General features: G+C 65.0%; 18 protein-coding genes. 6 read left to right on the forward strand and 12 right to left on the reverse strand.

Going from position 1 to position 16,417, the window contains the following annotated elements:
- Positions 1–3 precede the first annotated feature (3 nt).
- The 4 genes from F3W81_RS00485 to modC all read left to right on the forward strand — a co-directional run bounded on the left by F3W81_RS00485 (position 4) and on the right by modC (position 2,989).
- Positions 4–372, forward strand: a complete 369-nt coding sequence (locus tag F3W81_RS00485) for a winged helix-turn-helix domain-containing protein (RefSeq protein WP_193081611.1) — start codon at positions 4–6, stop codon at positions 370–372.
- Positions 373–443: 71 nt separating this feature from the next.
- The gene (gene modA / locus F3W81_RS00490) at positions 444–1,214 is read left to right on the forward strand and encodes a molybdate ABC transporter substrate-binding protein (RefSeq protein ID WP_193081612.1); all 771 of its coding nucleotides are present in this window, start codon (positions 444–446) and stop codon (positions 1,212–1,214) included.
- A gap of 3 nt (positions 1,215–1,217) precedes the next feature.
- Positions 1,218–1,913 carry a molybdate ABC transporter permease subunit gene (modB, locus tag F3W81_RS00495; RefSeq protein WP_193081614.1) on the forward strand — a complete coding sequence of 232 codons (696 nt, stop codon included), beginning with the start codon at positions 1,218–1,220 and terminating at the stop codon, positions 1,911–1,913.
- Positions 1,910–2,989, forward strand: coding sequence for a molybdenum ABC transporter ATP-binding protein (modC, locus tag F3W81_RS00500; RefSeq protein ID WP_193081616.1), 1,080 nt, complete (start codon positions 1,910–1,912; stop codon positions 2,987–2,989). The genes modB and modC overlap by 4 nt, the downstream gene beginning before the upstream one ends.
- 14 nt (positions 2,990–3,003) lie before the next feature.
- On the opposite strand, the gene F3W81_RS00505 is transcribed toward modC, so the two are convergent.
- The 9 genes from F3W81_RS00505 to F3W81_RS00540 form a co-directional block, all read right to left on the reverse strand.
- Entirely contained in the window at positions 3,004–3,711 is a 708-nt protein-coding gene (locus F3W81_RS00505; RefSeq protein ID WP_193081618.1) for a nitroreductase, read from the reverse strand.
- Between the two features lie 217 nt (positions 3,712–3,928).
- Complete coding sequence (locus F3W81_RS00510) at positions 3,929–5,167, reverse strand: saccharopine dehydrogenase family protein (protein WP_193081620.1); 1,239 nt, start codon at positions 5,165–5,167, stop codon at positions 3,929–3,931.
- Between the two features lie 48 nt (positions 5,168–5,215).
- Positions 5,216–6,313, reverse strand: a complete 1,098-nt coding sequence (locus F3W81_RS00515) for a carboxynorspermidine decarboxylase (protein ID WP_193081621.1) — start codon at positions 6,311–6,313, stop codon at positions 5,216–5,218.
- 236 nt (positions 6,314–6,549) lie between these two features.
- Entirely contained in the window at positions 6,550–7,572 is a 1,023-nt protein-coding gene (locus tag F3W81_RS00520) for a pyridoxal-phosphate dependent enzyme (RefSeq protein ID WP_193081623.1), read from the reverse strand.
- Between the two features lie 299 nt (positions 7,573–7,871).
- The gene (locus F3W81_RS00525; protein WP_226941778.1) at positions 7,872–8,651 is read right to left on the reverse strand and encodes a gamma-glutamyl-gamma-aminobutyrate hydrolase family protein; all 780 of its coding nucleotides are present in this window, start codon (positions 8,649–8,651) and stop codon (positions 7,872–7,874) included.
- A complete protein-coding gene (locus F3W81_RS20660) occupies positions 8,648–9,643 on the reverse strand; it encodes an amidoligase family protein (protein ID WP_226941779.1) in 996 nt (331 codons plus the stop codon). Before F3W81_RS20660 ends, F3W81_RS00525 begins: the two co-directional genes overlap by 4 nt.
- 124 nt (positions 9,644–9,767) lie before the next feature.
- Positions 9,768–11,486 (reverse strand): histidine kinase dimerization/phosphoacceptor domain -containing protein, encoded by a 1,719-nt coding sequence (locus F3W81_RS00530; RefSeq protein ID WP_193081627.1) that lies wholly within the window; start codon positions 11,484–11,486, stop codon positions 9,768–9,770.
- Between the two features lie 16 nt (positions 11,487–11,502).
- Positions 11,503–12,057, reverse strand: a complete 555-nt coding sequence (locus F3W81_RS00535) for an RNA polymerase sigma factor (RefSeq protein ID WP_193081629.1) — start codon at positions 12,055–12,057, stop codon at positions 11,503–11,505.
- The gene (locus tag F3W81_RS00540; RefSeq protein ID WP_193081631.1) at positions 12,054–12,221 is read right to left on the reverse strand and encodes a NepR family anti-sigma factor; all 168 of its coding nucleotides are present in this window, start codon (positions 12,219–12,221) and stop codon (positions 12,054–12,056) included. The genes F3W81_RS00535 and F3W81_RS00540 overlap by 4 nt, the downstream gene beginning before the upstream one ends.
- A 97-nt stretch (positions 12,222–12,318) precedes the next feature.
- Here F3W81_RS00540 and F3W81_RS00545 point away from each other — a divergent pair, with 97 nt between their 5' ends.
- The gene (locus F3W81_RS00545; protein ID WP_193081633.1) at positions 12,319–13,131 is read left to right on the forward strand and encodes a response regulator; all 813 of its coding nucleotides are present in this window, start codon (positions 12,319–12,321) and stop codon (positions 13,129–13,131) included.
- A gap of 95 nt (positions 13,132–13,226) precedes the next feature.
- Here F3W81_RS00545 and F3W81_RS00550 read toward each other — a convergent pair whose 3' ends face one another.
- The 3 genes from F3W81_RS00550 to F3W81_RS00560 all read right to left on the reverse strand — a co-directional run bounded on the left by F3W81_RS00550 (position 13,227) and on the right by F3W81_RS00560 (position 15,304).
- Entirely contained in the window at positions 13,227–13,394 is a 168-nt protein-coding gene (locus F3W81_RS00550) for a DUF1328 family protein (RefSeq protein ID WP_193081634.1), read from the reverse strand.
- Positions 13,395–13,556: 162 nt separating this feature from the next.
- Positions 13,557–14,582: a 5-oxoprolinase subunit C family protein gene (locus F3W81_RS00555; protein WP_193081636.1), complete on the reverse strand. Its 1,026-nt coding sequence runs from the start codon at positions 14,580–14,582 to the stop codon at positions 13,557–13,559.
- Positions 14,579–15,304, reverse strand: a complete 726-nt coding sequence (locus tag F3W81_RS00560; RefSeq protein WP_193081638.1) for a 5-oxoprolinase subunit B family protein — start codon at positions 15,302–15,304, stop codon at positions 14,579–14,581. Before F3W81_RS00560 ends, F3W81_RS00555 begins: the two co-directional genes overlap by 4 nt.
- A 141-nt stretch (positions 15,305–15,445) precedes the next feature.
- Here F3W81_RS00560 and F3W81_RS00565 point away from each other — a divergent pair, with 141 nt between their 5' ends.
- Positions 15,446–16,411, forward strand: coding sequence for a TRAP transporter substrate-binding protein (locus F3W81_RS00565; RefSeq protein WP_193081639.1), 966 nt, complete (start codon positions 15,446–15,448; stop codon positions 16,409–16,411).
- The last annotated feature ends 6 nt before the right edge of the window (positions 16,412–16,417 follow it).

Raw genomic sequence — 16,417 nt, forward strand, 5'->3', positions numbered from 1 at the left:
GCGATGACGGAACCGGACGAGACGCAGATGCGCCTGCGGGTGATCTTTGGCCCCGCAGGCATGATGGGGCCGGGCAAGGCCGAGCTGCTGGAGCGGATCACGCGCACCGGCTCGATCGCTGCCGCTGGGCGCGAGATGGGGATGAGCTACAAGCGCGCGTGGCAGCTGGTGGAGACGATGAACGCCATGTTCCGCGCGCCGCTGGTCGAGAGCACGCGAGGCGGTGCGAAAGGCGGCGGGGCCAGCGTGACCGACACGGGCCGGGTGGTGCTGGAGCATTATCGCGGGCTTGAGGCGGCGGCGCGGGCCGCGGGGGGCACGCATCTGTCGGCGCTTGAGGCGCTGCTGGTCGATATGTCCGAGGGAAAATAACGCTTGCGGTTTGGCGGGCGGCGGGGCGATATATCCAGTGGAACATATCGCTTGCCGGGAAAGGGATCTTCATGACCAGAGGCCGTGTTTTGGGGTGCGTTGCGGCGCTCGTGATTGCCAGCGGGGGGGCGCAGGCCGGGGAGGGGCGGCTGACCGTCTTTGCCGCCGCGAGCATGAAGAACGCGATGGACGAGATTGCGGCGGGCTACGAGGCCGAGACCGGCAATGTGGTCGATGTCTCGCTGGCCGGATCATCGGCTCTGGCCCGTCAGATCCAGCAGGGGGCGCCGGCGGATATCTTCATCTCGGCCAATACCGACTGGATGGACCGGCTGGAGGCGGAGGGGCTGATCAACGCCGACAGCCGCTTTGACTTGCTGGGCAACGCCATCGTGCTGGTGGCGGCCAAGGGCGCCGCGCCGGTCGATATCGGGCCGGACATGGACCTTGCCGCGCGCCTCAACGGAGGGCGGCTGGCGATGGCGCTGGTCGAGGCGGTGCCGGCGGGGATCTACGGCAAGGCGTCGCTGGAGGCCCTCGGCCAGTGGGACAGCGTCGCGCCGATGGTCGCGCAGGCGGATAACGTGCGCGCGGCGCTGGCGCTGGTGGCCGTAGGGGCTGCGCCGATGGGCATCGTCTATGCCAGTGATGCTGTGGCCGAGCCGCGTGTCGATGTTGTCGGCACTTTCCCCGCTGACAGCCATCCACCTATTGTCTATCCGGCGGCGAAGCTGAGCAGCAGTGACAACCCGCTCGACGCCGGGTTCCTTGCCTACCTTCGCGGAGCCGAGGCGCGGGCGGCGTTCGAACGGCAAGGCTTCGCCGTTCTGGCGCAGGAGTAACGCATGACTGGCTGGCTGCCCCCCGAGGCCTGGAGCGCGGTGGCGCTGTCGCTGAAGGTGTCGCTCTGGGCGACGCTCTGCAGCCTGCCACTGGGGGTGTTCACCGCCTATGCGCTGGCGCGCTGGCGGTTTCCGGGGCGCGGGCTGGTCAATGGGCTGGTGCACCTGCCGCTGATCCTGCCGCCCGTGGTGACGGGCTATATCCTGTTGCTGAGCATGGGGCCGCAGGGTCCGCTGGGCGGGCCACTGGCGCAGATCGGCGTGGTCTTCGCCTTTCGCTGGACCGGGGCGGCGCTGGCGGCGGGGATCATGGCGTTTCCGCTGATGGTGCGCGCGATCCGCCTGTCGATCGAGGCGGTGGACCCCAAGCTGGAGCAGGCGGCGGCGACGCTGGGCGCGCCGCGCCTCTGGGTCTTTGCCAGCGTCACCCTGCCGATGATCCTGCCGGGCGTGATCGCGGGGGCGATCCTCGCCTTTGCCAAGGCGATGGGGGAGTTCGGCGCGACGATCACCTTCGTCTCCAACATTCCGGGGCAGACGCAGACGCTGCCCTCGGCCATCTACGCCTTTCTGCAGGTGCCGGGGGGCGAGGCGGCGGCGGTGAAACTGGTGCTGGTGTCGGTCGCGGTGGCCATGGGCGCGTTGTTGCTGTCCGAGGTCATCGGGCGGCGCGTCGCGCGGCGGGTGGCGGGCATATGACGGTTTCGGTGCGGTTGCAGCATAGTTTCGGCGGGTTCGGTCTGGATGTGGCGTTCGAGGCGCCTGCGGGGATCACGGTGCTGTTCGGGCGCTCAGGCTCCGGCAAGACGACGATCATCAACGCGGTGGCAGGGCTGCTGACGCCCGACGCGGGGCGGATCGCGATTGACGGTTGGGTGATGCTGGATACGGAGGCACGTGTGGCGCTGCCGGTGCATCGGCGGCGGCTGGGCTATATCTTTCAGGATGCGCGGTTGTTTCCGCATCTGAGCGTGCGCCAGAACCTGCTGTTCGGGCAGTTCTTTGCCCCCAAAAGCGCGCCGCGCGCCGACATGGGCCGGGTGGTCGAGATGCTGGGGATCGGTCCGCTGCTGGCACGACGGCCTGCGATGCTGTCGGGGGGCGAGCGGCAGCGGGTGGCCATCGGGCGCGCCCTGCTGGCCGCGCCGCGCCTGATCCTTGCGGATGAACCGCTGGCGGCGCTCGACGAGGCCCGCAAGGCCGAGATCCTGCCGTACTTTGAGCGCCTGCGGGACGAGGTTTCGGTACCGATCCTCTACGTCAGCCATGCCCCTGCGGAGGTCGCGCGCCTCGCCACCACCGTCGTCGCGTTGGAGGGCGGGCGGGTCACGGGGCAGGGGCCAGCGATGCAGATCCTCGGCGACCCCAACCTCATGCCGACGGGCGTGCGTGATGCGGGCGCGCTGTTGCAGGCGGTGGTGGTGCGCCATCACGACGACGGGCTGAGCGAGCTGAGCGCGGGCGGTGTGCCGCTGTTCGTGCCGCGTGTACCGCATCCGACGGGCGCGTCGCTGCGCCTGCGCATCGCGGCGTCGGAGGTGATCCTGTCGCGGGCGCGCCCCGAAGGGCTGTCGGCGCTGAACATCCTGCCCGGCGTGGTCGAGGCGATCCGCGAGGGCGAGGGGCCGGGTGCGATGGTGTCTCTCGACACACCTGCGGGGCGGGTGCTGGCGCGGCTGACGCGGCGCTCGGTCACGGCGATGGACTTGCGCGTCGGCGTGGCATGTCACGCCATCGTCAAGACCGTCGCCATTGCGCCCGAGAACGTCAGCTGAGCGATATCAGGGGGTTACTCGCCTGCCTTGAGGCTCTCTGCCGTGTCGTCAAAGCCGATGAAGCGGGCGGTGTTTTCGACGGGACGGCGGCGGGATTTCACCGCATTGGCCGAAAAGCCCTCGTCCGGCCAGCCGAGGGCAACGCAGGTCAGGATCACCTGATCGTCGGGGATCTGCGCGACCTCGCGCACCACGGGGCTTTGCATGATGCCCTGACCGTTGATCACCGCGCCGAGGCCACGGCTCCACGCTGCCAGCACAAGACCATAGGTCGCGGCGCCAAGGTCGAAATGGGCGATGGTGGAGCGGTCCTCCAGCGATTTGTCGAAGCAGACCACGACCGAGACGGGCGCGTCGAACTGGCGAAAGCCGCGCATCACCCAGTCCTGACGTTTCGCCTTGTCGTGGCGCTCAATCCCCATAGCTTCGAACAGTTGCACGGCGATCTCGATCTGGCGGGTGCGGTGAACGCCCTCATACTCTCCGTGATCCATGATTTCGCGCTGTACCGGGACACCGGCGAGCATGCGTTCGGAGTTGCCCTGTCGGACGCGCTCCAGCGGTTCGCCGGTGAGGACGTGAAAGTGCCACGGCTGGGTGTTCATCGAGGACGGCGCGCGGTTGGCGAGGGCGATCACCTCCTCCAACACGGCGCGGGGCACCGGATCACCGGTAAAGCCGCGAATGCTGCGCCTGTCCTGCATCGCCTGATCCAGATCCATGAAAGCCCCTCCCCTGACATCTCATTACAGGGTCAGCGTTGCGGATCGGCGCAGGGGGCGTCAAGCGCCGCTGAGGGGTGTGACCTAACGTCGTGTGAGGGCTTTGCCGCTCTGCGGAAGATCGGCGGCATTTCATTCCGCAGAGCGGCAGGGGACATGAAAACGCCCTGCCAGCGCGGGGCGGGCAGGGCGTGATTTTCGACGGCTGCCGGGTGCTTTAGGCGTTCCAGGCGGTGTCTTTGCCGTTGAACTCAACCCGCGTCGGCAGGCCGATGTCATCAAGGATGGTGAAGAAAGGCTTGGGGTCCAGTTCCTCGATGTTTTTCATGGTCTTGGCGTCCCACTCACCACTGGCGACCAGCATCGCGGCGGCGACGGCGGGCACGCCCGCGGTGTAGGAAATGCCCTGAGAGCCGACCTCGGCATAGGCCTCGGCGTGGTCCGCGACGTTGTAGACGAAGACCTCAACCGGGGCACCGTCCTTGGTGCCTTTGACCAGATCCCCGATGCAGGTATTGCCGGTGTAGTCGGGCGCGAGCGAGGAGGGGTCGGGCAGGCAGGCTTTGACGAGCTTCAGCGGCACGACCTCAAGCCCCTCAGCCGTGGTGACGGGCTTTTCGGACAGCAGGCCGAGGTTTTGCAGCACGGTGAAGACGTTGATGTAGTGATCGCCGAAGCCCATCCAGAAGCGCACGTCGGCCTGCGGATAGTTCGCGGCGAGGCTGTGCACCTCATCATGGCCGGACTGGTAGGCCTTCTGCTTGCCGACGACCGGCAGATCCCACTCACGTCCGGAGGCGAACATGCTGGTTTCCTTCCATTTCTGGTCTTCCCAGTAATAGACGGTGCCGGTGAATTCGCGGAAGTTGATCTCAGGATCGAAGTTGGTCGCGAAGTATTTGCCGTGGCTGCCTGCATTGATGTCGACGATGTCGATCGAGGTGACCTCGTCCATGTAGGTGTCGATGGCATAGCGCGCGAAGGCGTTGACGACGCCCGGATCAAAGCCCGCGCCGAGGATCGCGGTGACGCCCTTTTCAGCGCAGAGGGCACGCTTTTTCCATTCGTAATTGCCATACCAAGGCGGGGTTTCGCAAATCTTTTCAGGGTCTTCGTGGATCGCGGTGTCGATGTAGGCGGCACCCGTTTCGATGCAGGCGTCCAGCACGGTCATATTGACGAAGGCGGTGCCGACGTTGATGACGATCTGGGCGCCGACCTCACGGATCAGCGCGGCGACGGCGGCGCTGTCCATGGCATCGACGGCATGGGAGGTGAACACGCCGTCCTGCTTCATCGCGCCCTTGTCGGCCACGGTCTGAAGGATCGCATCGCATTTCGATTTCGTCCGGCTGGCGATATGCAGATCGCCCAGAATGTCGTTATTCTGCGCGCACTTGTGCGCGACCACCTGGGCGACGCCGCCAGCGCCGATAATCAGGACATTACGTTTCATAAACCCGTGTTGCCTCCTTTGGAAATTGGCTTTGGTTGGTTGGGTTGCTTACGACAGCGCCGCAGCGAAGTCGGTGTAATCAAAGTCACGCACGAGGCGTGTCGAGCCGTCGAGTTCGCGGATCGCGATGGCGGGCATCTTGACTCCGTTGAACCAGTTTTTCTTGACCATCGTGTACCCGGCCGCGTCCTGAACCGAGAGGCGGTCGCCGGGTTTGAGGGCCTGGGGAAAGCGATACTCGCCAAAGATGTCACCGGCGAGACAGGATTTGCCGCAGACCATCCATTCCTCGGGGCCCGCGTTGGGGGCCATCTTGGCGGATTCGCGGTAGATCAGCAGATCCAGCATGTGCGCCTCGATCGAGCTGTCGACGATGGCGAGGTTCTTGCCGTTGAAAAGCGTATCCAGAACAGTGACTTCCAGCGTCGTCGATTTGGTGATCGCGGCCTCGCCCGGCTCCAGATAGACCTGCACCTCGTTCTCGCCGGCAAAGCGTTTCAGACGCTCGGCAAGGCGGTGAATGGGGTAATCTTCGCCGGTGAAGTGGATGCCGCCGCCGAGGCTGATCCAGTCCATACGGCGGATCAGATGGCCAAACCGCTGCTCGATACTGCCCAACATAGTGTCAAAGCGGTCAAAATCGGCGTTTTCGCAGTTGTTGTGGAACATGAAGCCGGAGATCAGATCGGCGACGGGTTCGATATCCGCGGCGTCATGTTCGCCCAGACGCGAGAAGGGGCGCGCCGGATCGGCAAGGTCGAAACCGGAGGTCGAGACGCCGGGATTGACCCGGATGCCACGGGTGTGACCCCGGCTAACCTCTTCGAATCGTTGGAGTTGTCCGGCGGTGTTGAAGATCACCTTGTCGGAGTTGGCCAGTACCTCGTCGATCTCGTGATCGGCCCAGGCCACGGAATAGGCGTGGGTTTCACCGGGGAACGTCTCACGCCCCAGCTTGACCTCGTAGAGCGAGGAGGAGGTGGTGCCGTCCATGTATTCGGACATGAAGTCGAACACCGACCAGGAGGCGAAACATTTCAATGCCAGCAAGGCTTTAGCCCCGGAATTCTCGCGCAGCCAGGCGATCTTTTCCATGTTGGGCAGCAGGGCGGATTTGTCGATCAGGTAGTAGGGTGTCTGGAGCATGGACGCCTCTTTGTGGGCCAAACCCCGTCCGGGGCGGAAAGGGGGTTTTATACGGGCTCCGTCGGGGCGGAACAAGGGTGGGGCGCAGGCCTGCACGCGCATTTGCACATGAGAGGGCCGCTTTGCGGGGCAGGTCAGTGGGCCCCGCCAAGAGAGGTAGGGCAAGGCGTTGAATTCGCCAGAATTTAACGTCGGTATCTTGTCGGTATCGTGACGGTAACCGAACAGTGCGGATTTTAGCCGCTGGCGCCCTCGGTCGCGATGACCAGAGACCGGGCCTGCACCGGCAGACCCGCGGCGATCATCCCGGCCAGAGAGGCGGCACCGCTGGGGGTGGTCGCCACACCTGCCTGCGCGAACAGGGCGACGGCGGCCTCGGCCTGCGCATCGGTGATGCTGACGAAGTGGTCGGCGTCAAGGCGCAGGGCGTCGAAGGCCAGCAGCGAGACGTCCTTGCAATCGAGCCGCCCCATGTTGGACTGCGCGCCGGTCGCGGTGACGGGATGTCCCGCAGCGGCGCTGAGTTTCAGGCAAGGGGCGCGGTCGGGCTCCACCACCGTGATCACCGGCTGGACGTCCCAGAAGGCGCGGATATGGCCCGCGACGGCGGCGGCGAGGCCCCCGACACCGGCCTGCAGAAAGACATGGGTGGGCCAGTCGCCGGTGGTGGCGAACTGCTGGCGGCATTCCTCGGCCAGAACGGTATAGCCTTCCATGATCAGGGCGGGGCGAGCCTCGTATCCCGGCCAGGAGCCGTCGGCGAGCAGGAGCCAGTCGTTGTCGTTTGCGGTGCGGATGGCATGGGCGACGGCGTCGGCGTAGCCGCCGGGGACGCGGATCACCTCGGCCCCCATGGCGGTGATCCGCGCGGCGAAACTGGCCGGAACGGTGCTGTCGAGGACGATCCGGGCCTGCGCGCCGAAGATCCGTGCGCCGGCGCCGACAGACAGGCCGTGGTTGCCGGCACTGGCGGTGATGAAGGTCATCCCGGCCGCCGTGGCGCGGGCGGCATCCGACAGCAGGTCGGTGGCGCCGCTGGCGTCCTGGATCATCTGGACGATGGCATAGGTGCCGCCGAGCGCCTTGAAACTGCCCAGACGCATCCGCGCAGTTTCGTCCTTGAGCAGCACATGGCCGTGGCCGAGGGCGCTGAGGGCGGCATTTTCACCAAGGGGCGTCGCGGCGTAGGCGGGGCAGCTGGCGAGCAGGGCGAGCGGGCGGTCGGGGGAGACGCGAAAGCGGCGGTGCGTGTCGGACATGGGGGACCTCGTGGCGGGAAAGGGGGGACGCCGGAGAGACCGCCGCTGTGTTGGCGCGAGTGAACAGGCAAAACGGCCCCACGTCAAAAGGTGAGGCGGGAAATCGTGGATTTGCAGGGGCTGAAAATGTTAAGTGCCGGAGAAGGGGGATACTTCTCCGGCACAAATTGGGGCGTCACGAGGTATTGCACGACCCGGTGTCCGATGCTGGGGATGTCCGGGACAGACGCATCGGTTATGGTAGCAACTCCGCCCGTCAGAAAAAGTTTCATGCGCGGATGATTTTTTTTCAAAAAATTTTACAGATCCCGGAACGCGGCTGAAACCGGCTGATGCGCGGGCATGTCGCTGGCCACACCATCGCGCTGATCGCGCCCGTCGGCGTGGGCGGTGGCGGCGCGGGTCAGGGCGCGGAACAGGCGGCGCTGGCGGCGGGCATAGAACAGGTGTTCGGGGTGCCATTGCACACCGATGGCAAAGGGCTCGGACGTGCGCTCGACCGCCTGGACCATCCCCGCCTCGTCCGTGGCGGCGATGCGCAGATCGCGCCCCAGCCGGTTCACCGCCTGAGAATGCAGGGCATTGACGCGCATCGGCGCTGTCCCGGCGATATGGGCGAGGTGGGTGTCGCGGCGGACAGAGACGGTGCGGCGGGGCAGGATGGTGCTGTATTTGCGCGAAGAATAGACCCCGAAGGCGTTCTGGTGCAGCGTGCCGCCCAGCACGACGTTGAGCATCTGCGCGCCGCGACAGATGCCAAGGATCGGCAGGTTGCGCTGCAGGGCCTCGGCGAGCAGCGATTGCTCCATCCGGTCGCGGGCGGGGTCGAGGGTGACGCGGGCAACGATCTCGGTGCCATAGAGGCTGGGGGCGATGTCGTCGCCGCCGCCGATGACAATGCCATCGACGCGCTCAAGGTCGATATCGGCGGCATCGTCCCAGCGCAGGGCGCGCGCCCCGGCGAGCGCGAGGTTCAGCCAGATCAGCGGAAAGATCCGCCAGCCGGAATGGCGCGACACGGTGACGCCGATGGTGGGGCGCTTGCGGCGGGGTTTTTGCGGCGGCTCTGTGGCGGTCACGCTGCTGCGTTTTCGCTTTTGAGCAGGGCGTCGTGGCCGGCGTCGCGCAGGATGGCGCTGGCGCGGTCGATCCAGGCATGCGGGACATGGGCGATCTGGCTGCGGTGATCGCGCCAAGCGGCGCAGAGGGCGTTCAGCGTGGTGCGATCCTCGGCCAGCGCCTCGATGGCGACCCAGAGCGCCCATTCGTGCGATACGCTCCAGCCGGGATCGTCGATGCGGCAGTCGGGCATGCGGTAGTGATAGGCGGGGCGGGCGCTGATGCCGTTGTCCTTGCCGAAGGTCTGCGTGATCAGGTCGGGGTCAAAATCGGCGATGATCGGCAGCAGGTCGAGCGCGTGATTGCGCGATGGCGCATGGGAGAGGTAGCTGTCGGCGAGGGCGCGCAGGGTCTCGGGCGGTCCTTCGGCCAGCGCATCCAGCAGGGCGCGGGGGTAGGAGTCGACAAAGGGCAGGACGCGGCGCGACAGGTCGATCGGATGGCTGTGGCGGATCAGCTGTTCGCTGAGCGCGAAGGCCGTGACGACGGACCAGATGTGATCGGCGCTCTGTGCGGCGGTCTGCACGTTCAGGTGCACGCCGTAGCCGAGCAGGATGCCCTTGTCGGTGCCATAAGCGCCGGCGTCGCGCATCGCGGCGATCAGCGCATCGAAGGCGGGCAGATGGGCGGGATCGAAGGGATCGCTGACCAGTTCAACGGGAACCAGATTGCGCGCCAGATCGAGCGCGGTTTTCGCCACTTCGCCGGAGGCGCGCTTGCGATAGGCGGTGTCGATATAGGCCTTGCAGGTGCCGAAGGGGGTGTCGGAAATCAGGTAGTCGGCCCCTTCCCGAGAGATGGCGCCGCCAGTTTCCTGCGCCACGAGGTCAGCCGTCTGCTGTTCGCTGAGGCCGCCAAACTCGACCTCGACCCCGAGGCTGCGGGGGCTGCCTTTCTCATCGAGCGGGGTCGGCAGGGAGAGGGCGGCGGGGGTGGCGTTATGTGTATCCATGCCAGACCAACGCAACCTCTGCGGGCAGGGTTCCAAGGTTGGGCGCAGACAGGGGGCAGGCGGGTGTGGGGGGAGGGCAGGCAGGGTCACCGCCGGAGCGCGAGGGATCGCTCCGGCGGCGGGCTCAGTAATCCAGCGCCTCTGGCTGGAAGCTGAGAACTTCGAACGACACGAACGCGCGGTATTCCGTTTCGGATTCCTCGGTTTCGATGCGGCTGCCGAGCTGGGTCGCAAAGGCACGGATCAGCTGCTTGCCCAGGCCGGTGGATTCGCCCTCGGCCGGTTCGCGCAGGACCTTGCCCTTTGAGTTGACCATCTGCAGGCGGGCGCGGTTGCCCTCCTGCACAAGAGAGAGGGTCAGCCAGGGTTCGCCGTTGTCGTTGCTTGTGTACTTGGCCGCATTCGCCATCAGTTCGGAGGCGAGCAGAGAGAGAGGCACCGCCTGATCGGGATAAAGGATGACGTCCTGAATCTCCATCTTGACGCGAATGCGATGGCCGCCGGAGGCGCTGGCCTGCAGCGTCTGGTTGGCCACCTCGCGCACCAGAGCACCGACGTTGACCTGCCCCTGCTGTTCGACCTGATGCAGGTTGCGGTGGATCGAGGCCATGGCCAGAACCCGGTCCTGCAGGCGCGACAGGATCGCCTTGGTTTCGGGCGAATGCGCCTTGCGGATGTTCATGTTCATGATCGAGGAGATCAGTTGCAGGTTGTTCTTGACCCTGTGGTGGACCTCTTTCAGCAGCACGTTGCGCTGACGCACGGCATTTTCCAGCTCGGCCTGATCATGCAGGATGGTTTCGGCCATCAGGATGAAATCCTGCTCCATGTGGCGCAGCTCTTCGGCGGCGTAGCGCATGGTGCGGTTGTCCTCAAACGTGCGGACCCGTTCAAAGCGGCGCATCCGGCGGCTGAGCATGCGGATATGACGCCCGGCCATGCGGTCTATGGCGACAAGGCCGACGACGACCGAGGCGATCCACATCAGCAGCGGGAACAGGATCACCGGCGCCTTGACCGTTTCCGACATCTCGGAGACCGAGGGCCAGATGCCAAGCGCGAAGACCTGATTTTCGACGACCGGCACGACGACATAGAGCTGATCCGCGCCATTGCGGCTTTGCCCCGAGAAGACGATGGGCGACAGGCCCGCCATTTCCTCAAGCGTGGAGCGGATCGGCAGCACGGATTCAGCGGTCTCTAGGCCCGTCGTCGAGGTCAGGATCTTGCCCGAGCCATTGAAGGTCATGATGTCCTTCGGGGCGGCCCCGAACCCGGCGCTCTGTTCCAGCTTGAGATTGGAGTGGGGCACCGAAATCGCGATATAGCCGGTGTACTTGCCATCGATGAACACGGGCTGCGACACGACAAGCACCGAGGTCTTGCTGACCGGGCCGTCGGTTGCGACCTGCACCGTCGGTTTCTGTTCACTGATCACGAACAGGTGGTTGGGACGTTGTGAAACATCCGCACCGATCCCCGCGGAGCCGCATCGGATCACCCCATCAATGGGGATATAGGCGGCCAGACTGAAGCGCGGCATTTCCTCGTTGAAGTCGGCCATCATCTTGCTGCAGGCGGCATCGTCGGGGGTATTGACCTGGACCGATTTGGCCAGGGCCGAGGCGGCGCCAAAGGCCTGTTGCAGCACGCTGCGCTCTCCCTCGACCCCTTGCTGGGTGAGGGCAAGCAGCGACAGCCGCGTCACCTCCTCGGCTTGCGAACTGACCTGGTTGGTCTGATAGATGGCAATGGACCCGATCGGGACCAGCGCAAGGGAAAGGACCCCCGCAATCCGAAAACTCAGACTGCGTATCCAGGGCGTGTTCGCGGAATTTGGCATTCGGGTGTGTGAACTGTCAGCGGGCTGTCATGGGTCGTGAATTGACCACGGCCATCGTCGCCGGGTCGGTCAGTTCCATCGCCTCATCATCGTTGAGATGCAGGAGTTCTGCAAGTTTGGCACGGCCACGATTAGCGCGGCTCTTGATCGTACCGACGGCAACGCCACAGGTCTCGGCGGCTTCCTCGTAGGATGCACCAAGGGCGCCGACGAGCACCAGCGCTTCGCGCTGTTCATCGGGCAGCTTTTCAAAGGCGCGCTTGAAGTCGGCCATTTGCAGGCGGCCGTCGTGGGCCGGTTTTTCGGACAGGCCAGCGGCAAAGATGCCGTCGACGTCGGGCACTTCACGACGTGTCTTGCGCAGGCTGGAGTAATACGTGTTGCGCAGGATCGTGAACAGCCAGGCCCGCAAATTGGTGCCCGCTTCGAATTTTTCGATGTTGGTCCAGGCCTTGACGATCGCATCCTGGACGAGATCATCCGCCGTGGCGCTGTTGCGAGTGAGGCCAAGGGCAAACGCCCTGAGCGCAGGAAGATGGTCGACAAGTTCGTCCCGCGGATGTTTGCTCATTTACGATCACCTTCGGCGCTGGCCGTGGTATCCTGATTTTTCAGCTGGTTGAGCAGGTCCTTGAAGCGATCGGGAATGTCTTCGTCCAGAGTGGATTGGAAAACCTTCCGGAGGCTGTCGTCGATCCCGCCTCGCTTATTTGCATTTGAGTGACTCAATGTCATGGTTCCTTTCGTCTCCGGAGAAATTCTCTGTGCTAGCGGAACCAAACGCAACCAGGTCGCGTTGGGTTCCCAAGAAAAGGACAATTAAGGGGATAAAATGTCGGTCTCTTCCGGTACTACGGATCTTTCCAGCCTCATCGGCACACACCTTCCATACCTGCGCAGATATGCGCGGGCCCTGACAGGATCGCAGAGCTCCGGTGACGCTTATGCGGCGGCCACGCTGGAAGCCATCCTGCAGGATCGTTCCGTATTCGAGGGCGGCATTGGCGACAAAGCTGCCCTGTTCAAAGTTTATCACACGATCTGGGCCAGTTCCGGGTCGCCCGTCGATATTGAGGCCTCTGGTATGGAGGCGCGCGCACAGGAACATATGGCCAAGCTAAGCCCCAACACGCGCGAAGCTCTTTTGTTGCATTCCATTGAAGATTTTAATGTCTCCGAAGTTGCAGCCATCATGAATACGGACGAGGAAGAAGTTGAATTGCTTCTGAAAACCGCCCGTCAGGAGATGGAAGACGCGATTTCCGGTCGTGTTCTGATCATTGAAGATGAAGCCATTATCGCGATGGACCTTGAGGCGCTGGTCGCCGAGATGGGCCACCGCATCACCGGCGTGGCGCGCACCCACAAGGAAGCCGTCGCTCTTGGTCGCAAGGAACAGCCCGATCTGATCCTGGCGGACATCCAGCTTGCCGACAACTCTTCGGGCATCGATGCCGTCAACGAACTGCTGGGCGAGTTTGGCCTGATGCCCGTGATCTTCATCACGGCCTTCCCCGAGCGTCTGCTGACCGGCGAGCGTCCGGAACCGGCCTTCCTGATTTCCAAACCGTACCGCGAAGATCAGGTCCGCTCGGCTGTCAGCCAGGCGATGTTCTTTGCCTCGACGGAAACGCTGAAGGGCTGAGATCTGCCCTGATACGAGATGTCAAAAAAACGCCCCGCCGGATTTTTCCGGCGGGGCGTTTTTTATAGAGGTCTGTGACCGCAGGGGGGTTCTTTTCAGAACCGATCCTCGAAATGATAGACAACAAGGGCCAGTATTCCCAATCCCATGAACAGGATAAAGAGAATCTGGGCGATCCCTGCGGATGCTGCAGCAATCCCCGCATAGCCGAACAAGCCCGCGACGATAGCAACAGCGAAGAAGACGATGGACCATAGTGGCATGGCATGTCCTTTCCTGCTGTCTGTCCAACCCCGATATGGGGTGCTCGCTAATCCAACGCCTCTCCCACAGAGCGGTTCCGGTCTGGATGGATTCAATTGGAACGATAGCGCGGTTGTGAGCCGTCACGGTATTTCTGCCACAGCGGGAGGCGGCGGGCAGGCTCAGCCGAGCTCATCACCCGCCGTGACGCCGCTGATCAGCTGATAGGACAGTAGGTCGGGGATGTCGGCGGGATCGCGCACCAGCGGCGTAACGCTGGCGGCCAGTTTGGCGAGCGCGGCGGTGTGGGTGGCGAGCAGGGCGTCGGCTTCGTCCCAGCCGATGAAGGTCAGGTGCAGCTCCGGCTTCGGTCCCGCCTGCACCATGCGCCCCATGTCGGCCGGGTGGACCGAGCCGATGCGAGGGTAGCCACCGATGGTCTGGCATTCGGCCAGCAGCAGATAGGGCGTGCCGTCGCCAGTGATCTGCACGTCGCCCGCCTGAATGGGTTCCGACGCCAGCCCGCCTGCGGCGCGGTGCCATGTCGGCTCGGTGTCGCTCAGCAGTTGCATCGCCTGACGGTTGCTGCGCGGCCCACGGGTGAAGGTGGCGGCAGTGAGGGCGGTACGCTGCGCGTCGTCGAACAGGGCGCTCTGCGGGCCAGGGATCAGGCGCACCGTGCCGCCAGTGAAGCGCGCACCGAACGGGCCGCCGGCGCGCAGGTGGCAGGCGGGGCGGTGCGGCGCGGGATCATCCGACAGGGGCAGGGTGTCGGCGGGCTGCAGCAGCGCGCCGATGCCGATGTTGAGGTGCGCGGCGCGACTGCCGAGGAACGCCTCGGTCGCGATGGCGGCGCCGGGGGTGAGATAGCCGACAACGCCACGCTCGACCCCGCCGATCTTGAGGATCTGCCCCGGTGCGATGGGGTGGGCGGCGTGCCAGCGCAGGGGCGTGCCGTCCAGCGTCGCCTTCATCGGTGCGCCGGTCAGCGCGATGCGGGTTGGGGCGGTGACGCGGAAGGTGCCCCCGATGCCCGGCATCTCGATCGCAGCGGCGGGTTTGGCGTGCAGCAGCGCCGCGGCCTCTTGCAGGGCCAGCGGGTCGAGCGCGCCACCGCGGGACAGGCCCTGCGCGCCATGCAGAGGGCGGCCCAGATCCTGCACCGACAGGCCGGGGCCGGCGGCGTCGATGATCAGCGCGGCGCTCATGCCAGATCCTCGCGCTTTGCGCCGCCGAGGGGCTGTTGGGCGAGGCTCTCCAACTCCGACGCGCTGACGCGGGCAAAGCGGATCTCGTCGCCCGCGCGCAGGGGTGTCGGGTCGCTGGAGCCCGGGCTGAAGGGGCGGAACGAGGTCCGCGCCACCTGCACCCAGCCGGTGGGCGAGGCGTTGGCAAAGAGCACCAGCTGACGGATCGCGGCGACCAGCGCGCCTGCGGGCACCGAGGTCAGTCCGGTCTGGCGGGGGAAGTCCCAGATCTGCGGCAGCAGGCCCATGTAGGGCTGACCGGGGGCAAAACCGATGGCCAGCACGCGGGGCGTGGCGGCAAGGATCTGGGTCACGGCCTCGGTCTCGCTGACGCCCGCCTGTTGGGCCGCACTGGCCAGACCGGGGGCATCCGCGCCGTCAAAGCTGAGGGGCAGGGTCCATATGCGGGTCGGAGACGTCGGGGGCAGGGCCAGCCAGTCGCGACTGTCGATCAGGGTTTGCAGGGCGTCGCGGGCCGGGGCGCGCGCACCCTCGAACCGCACCATGGTCGAGGTCAGGGCGGGCAGCACCTCAGTCACGCCCGCCAGATCGGCGGCCTCGGCGGCAAAAGCGAGGGCGGCGCGGTTGGCGGGTTCGGTAAACGCCGCGCTAAAACGCACCAGATAGGCATCCATGCCCAAAGGCAGCAGCTGCGGGGCGGGAATATGTGCCTGCGGATCCATCACCAGAGCCTTGCCTGTATAGGGGGGACAGAGGTTTCTCTTGACCTGAATGGCAAAACGCTGACAAATTGTCAACGTAATGTCACCGTAACCGCAAGCCGACCGTCAGAGTCGTGCCCGTTTATCCATCAGGAGAGAGAAATGCTGAGATTTGCTGCTGCCGTCGCCACCGGGATCTGCCTCGCGGCCCCGCTGTCCGCCGAAACCTGGAACATGCCGGTGCCCTACGGCGACACCACGTTCCACACCGTCAATATCCGTGAGTTTGCTGCCGATGTCGCGAAAGCCACCGATGGCGCGCTGGAGATCGAGGTGCATTCCGCCGGATCGCTGTTCCCCCACCCCGAGATCAAGGGCGCCGTCCGCTCGCGTCAGGTGCCGATCGGGGAATTCCTGCTGTCGCGCCTGTCGAACGAGGATGCGGCTTATGGCATCGACTCCCAGCCCTTCCTTGCGACCTCGTATGAGGATGCGAAAAAGCTCTGGGACGCGCAGAAGCCGGTGATCACCGAGCTGATGGCGAAAGAAGATCTGATGCCGCTGTTCTCGGTGCCATGGCCGGCGCAGGGGCTCTATACCAACGGCGAGATCAAGACCGTCGACGATCTGTCCGGCCTGCGCTTTCGCGCCTACAACGCCGCGCTGGAGACATTCGCGCAGCTCGCCAATGCCGCGCCGGTTCAGGTCGAAGAGCCTGATATCGCGCAGGCGTTCTCGACCGGGCAGGTTGCGGCGATGATGACCTCGCCCTCGACGGGCGCGAACTCCAAGGCCTGGGATTACGTCAACACCTATACGGCCGTGGACGCCTGGCTGCCCAAGAACATCGTCGTGGTGAACAAGAAGATGTTCGACCGTCTGCCCGAAGAGGTGCAGGCCGCTGTGCTGACCGCTGCCGCCACCGCCGAGACCCGCGGCTGGGAGATGTCGGCCGCCGAAGCCGACGCCAAGAAAGCCCTGATGCAGGAAAACGGCATGGCCATCGTGGCCCCGTCCGAGGAGCTGATGACCGGTCTCAAGGCCATCGGCGCCACCATGATGGACGACTGGAAAGCCAACGCCAGCGACGCCGGCAAGACAATCCTCAGCGATTACGAAGCAGATTGATCTCGT

Source organism: Pseudooceanicola spongiae (assembly GCF_014899185.1).
GTDB lineage: Bacteria > Pseudomonadota > Alphaproteobacteria > Rhodobacterales > Rhodobacteraceae > Pseudooceanicola > Pseudooceanicola spongiae.

What these genes read in the sequence shown, in the direction of transcription:
- modA (WP_193081612.1), top strand. Translation starts at nt 444, where the DNA reads ATGACCAGAGGCCGTGTTTTGGGGTGCGTTGCGGCGCTCGTGATTGCC.
- F3W81_RS00505 (WP_193081618.1), bottom strand. Translation starts at nt 3,711, where the DNA reads ATGGATCTGGATCAGGCGATGCAGGACAGGCGCAGCATTCGCGGCTTT.
- F3W81_RS00535 (WP_193081629.1), bottom strand. Translation starts at nt 12,057, where the DNA reads ATGAGCAAACATCCGCGGGACGAACTTGTCGACCATCTTCCTGCGCTC.
- F3W81_RS00530 (WP_193081627.1), bottom strand. Translation starts at nt 11,486, where the DNA reads ATGCCAAATTCCGCGAACACGCCCTGGATACGCAGTCTGAGTTTTCGG.
- F3W81_RS00545 (WP_193081633.1), top strand. Translation starts at nt 12,319, where the DNA reads ATGTCGGTCTCTTCCGGTACTACGGATCTTTCCAGCCTCATCGGCACA.
- F3W81_RS00565 (WP_193081639.1), top strand. Translation starts at nt 15,446, where the DNA reads ATGCTGAGATTTGCTGCTGCCGTCGCCACCGGGATCTGCCTCGCGGCC.
- F3W81_RS00485 (WP_193081611.1), top strand. Translation starts at nt 4, where the DNA reads ATGACGGAACCGGACGAGACGCAGATGCGCCTGCGGGTGATCTTTGGC.
- F3W81_RS00550 (WP_193081634.1), bottom strand. Translation starts at nt 13,394, where the DNA reads ATGCCACTATGGTCCATCGTCTTCTTCGCTGTTGCTATCGTCGCGGGC.
- modC (WP_193081616.1), top strand. Translation starts at nt 1,910, where the DNA reads ATGACGGTTTCGGTGCGGTTGCAGCATAGTTTCGGCGGGTTCGGTCTG.
- F3W81_RS00540 (WP_193081631.1), bottom strand. Translation starts at nt 12,221, where the DNA reads ATGACATTGAGTCACTCAAATGCAAATAAGCGAGGCGGGATCGACGAC.
- F3W81_RS00510 (WP_193081620.1), bottom strand. Translation starts at nt 5,167, where the DNA reads ATGAAACGTAATGTCCTGATTATCGGCGCTGGCGGCGTCGCCCAGGTG.
- F3W81_RS20660 (WP_226941779.1), bottom strand. Translation starts at nt 9,643, where the DNA reads ATGGATACACATAACGCCACCCCCGCCGCCCTCTCCCTGCCGACCCCG.
- F3W81_RS00515 (WP_193081621.1), bottom strand. Translation starts at nt 6,313, where the DNA reads ATGCTCCAGACACCCTACTACCTGATCGACAAATCCGCCCTGCTGCCC.
- F3W81_RS00555 (WP_193081636.1), bottom strand. Translation starts at nt 14,582, where the DNA reads ATGAGCGCCGCGCTGATCATCGACGCCGCCGGCCCCGGCCTGTCGGTG.
- modB (WP_193081614.1), top strand. Translation starts at nt 1,218, where the DNA reads ATGACTGGCTGGCTGCCCCCCGAGGCCTGGAGCGCGGTGGCGCTGTCG.
- F3W81_RS00560 (WP_193081638.1), bottom strand. Translation starts at nt 15,304, where the DNA reads ATGGATCCGCAGGCACATATTCCCGCCCCGCAGCTGCTGCCTTTGGGC.
- F3W81_RS00520 (WP_193081623.1), bottom strand. Translation starts at nt 7,572, where the DNA reads ATGTCCGACACGCACCGCCGCTTTCGCGTCTCCCCCGACCGCCCGCTC.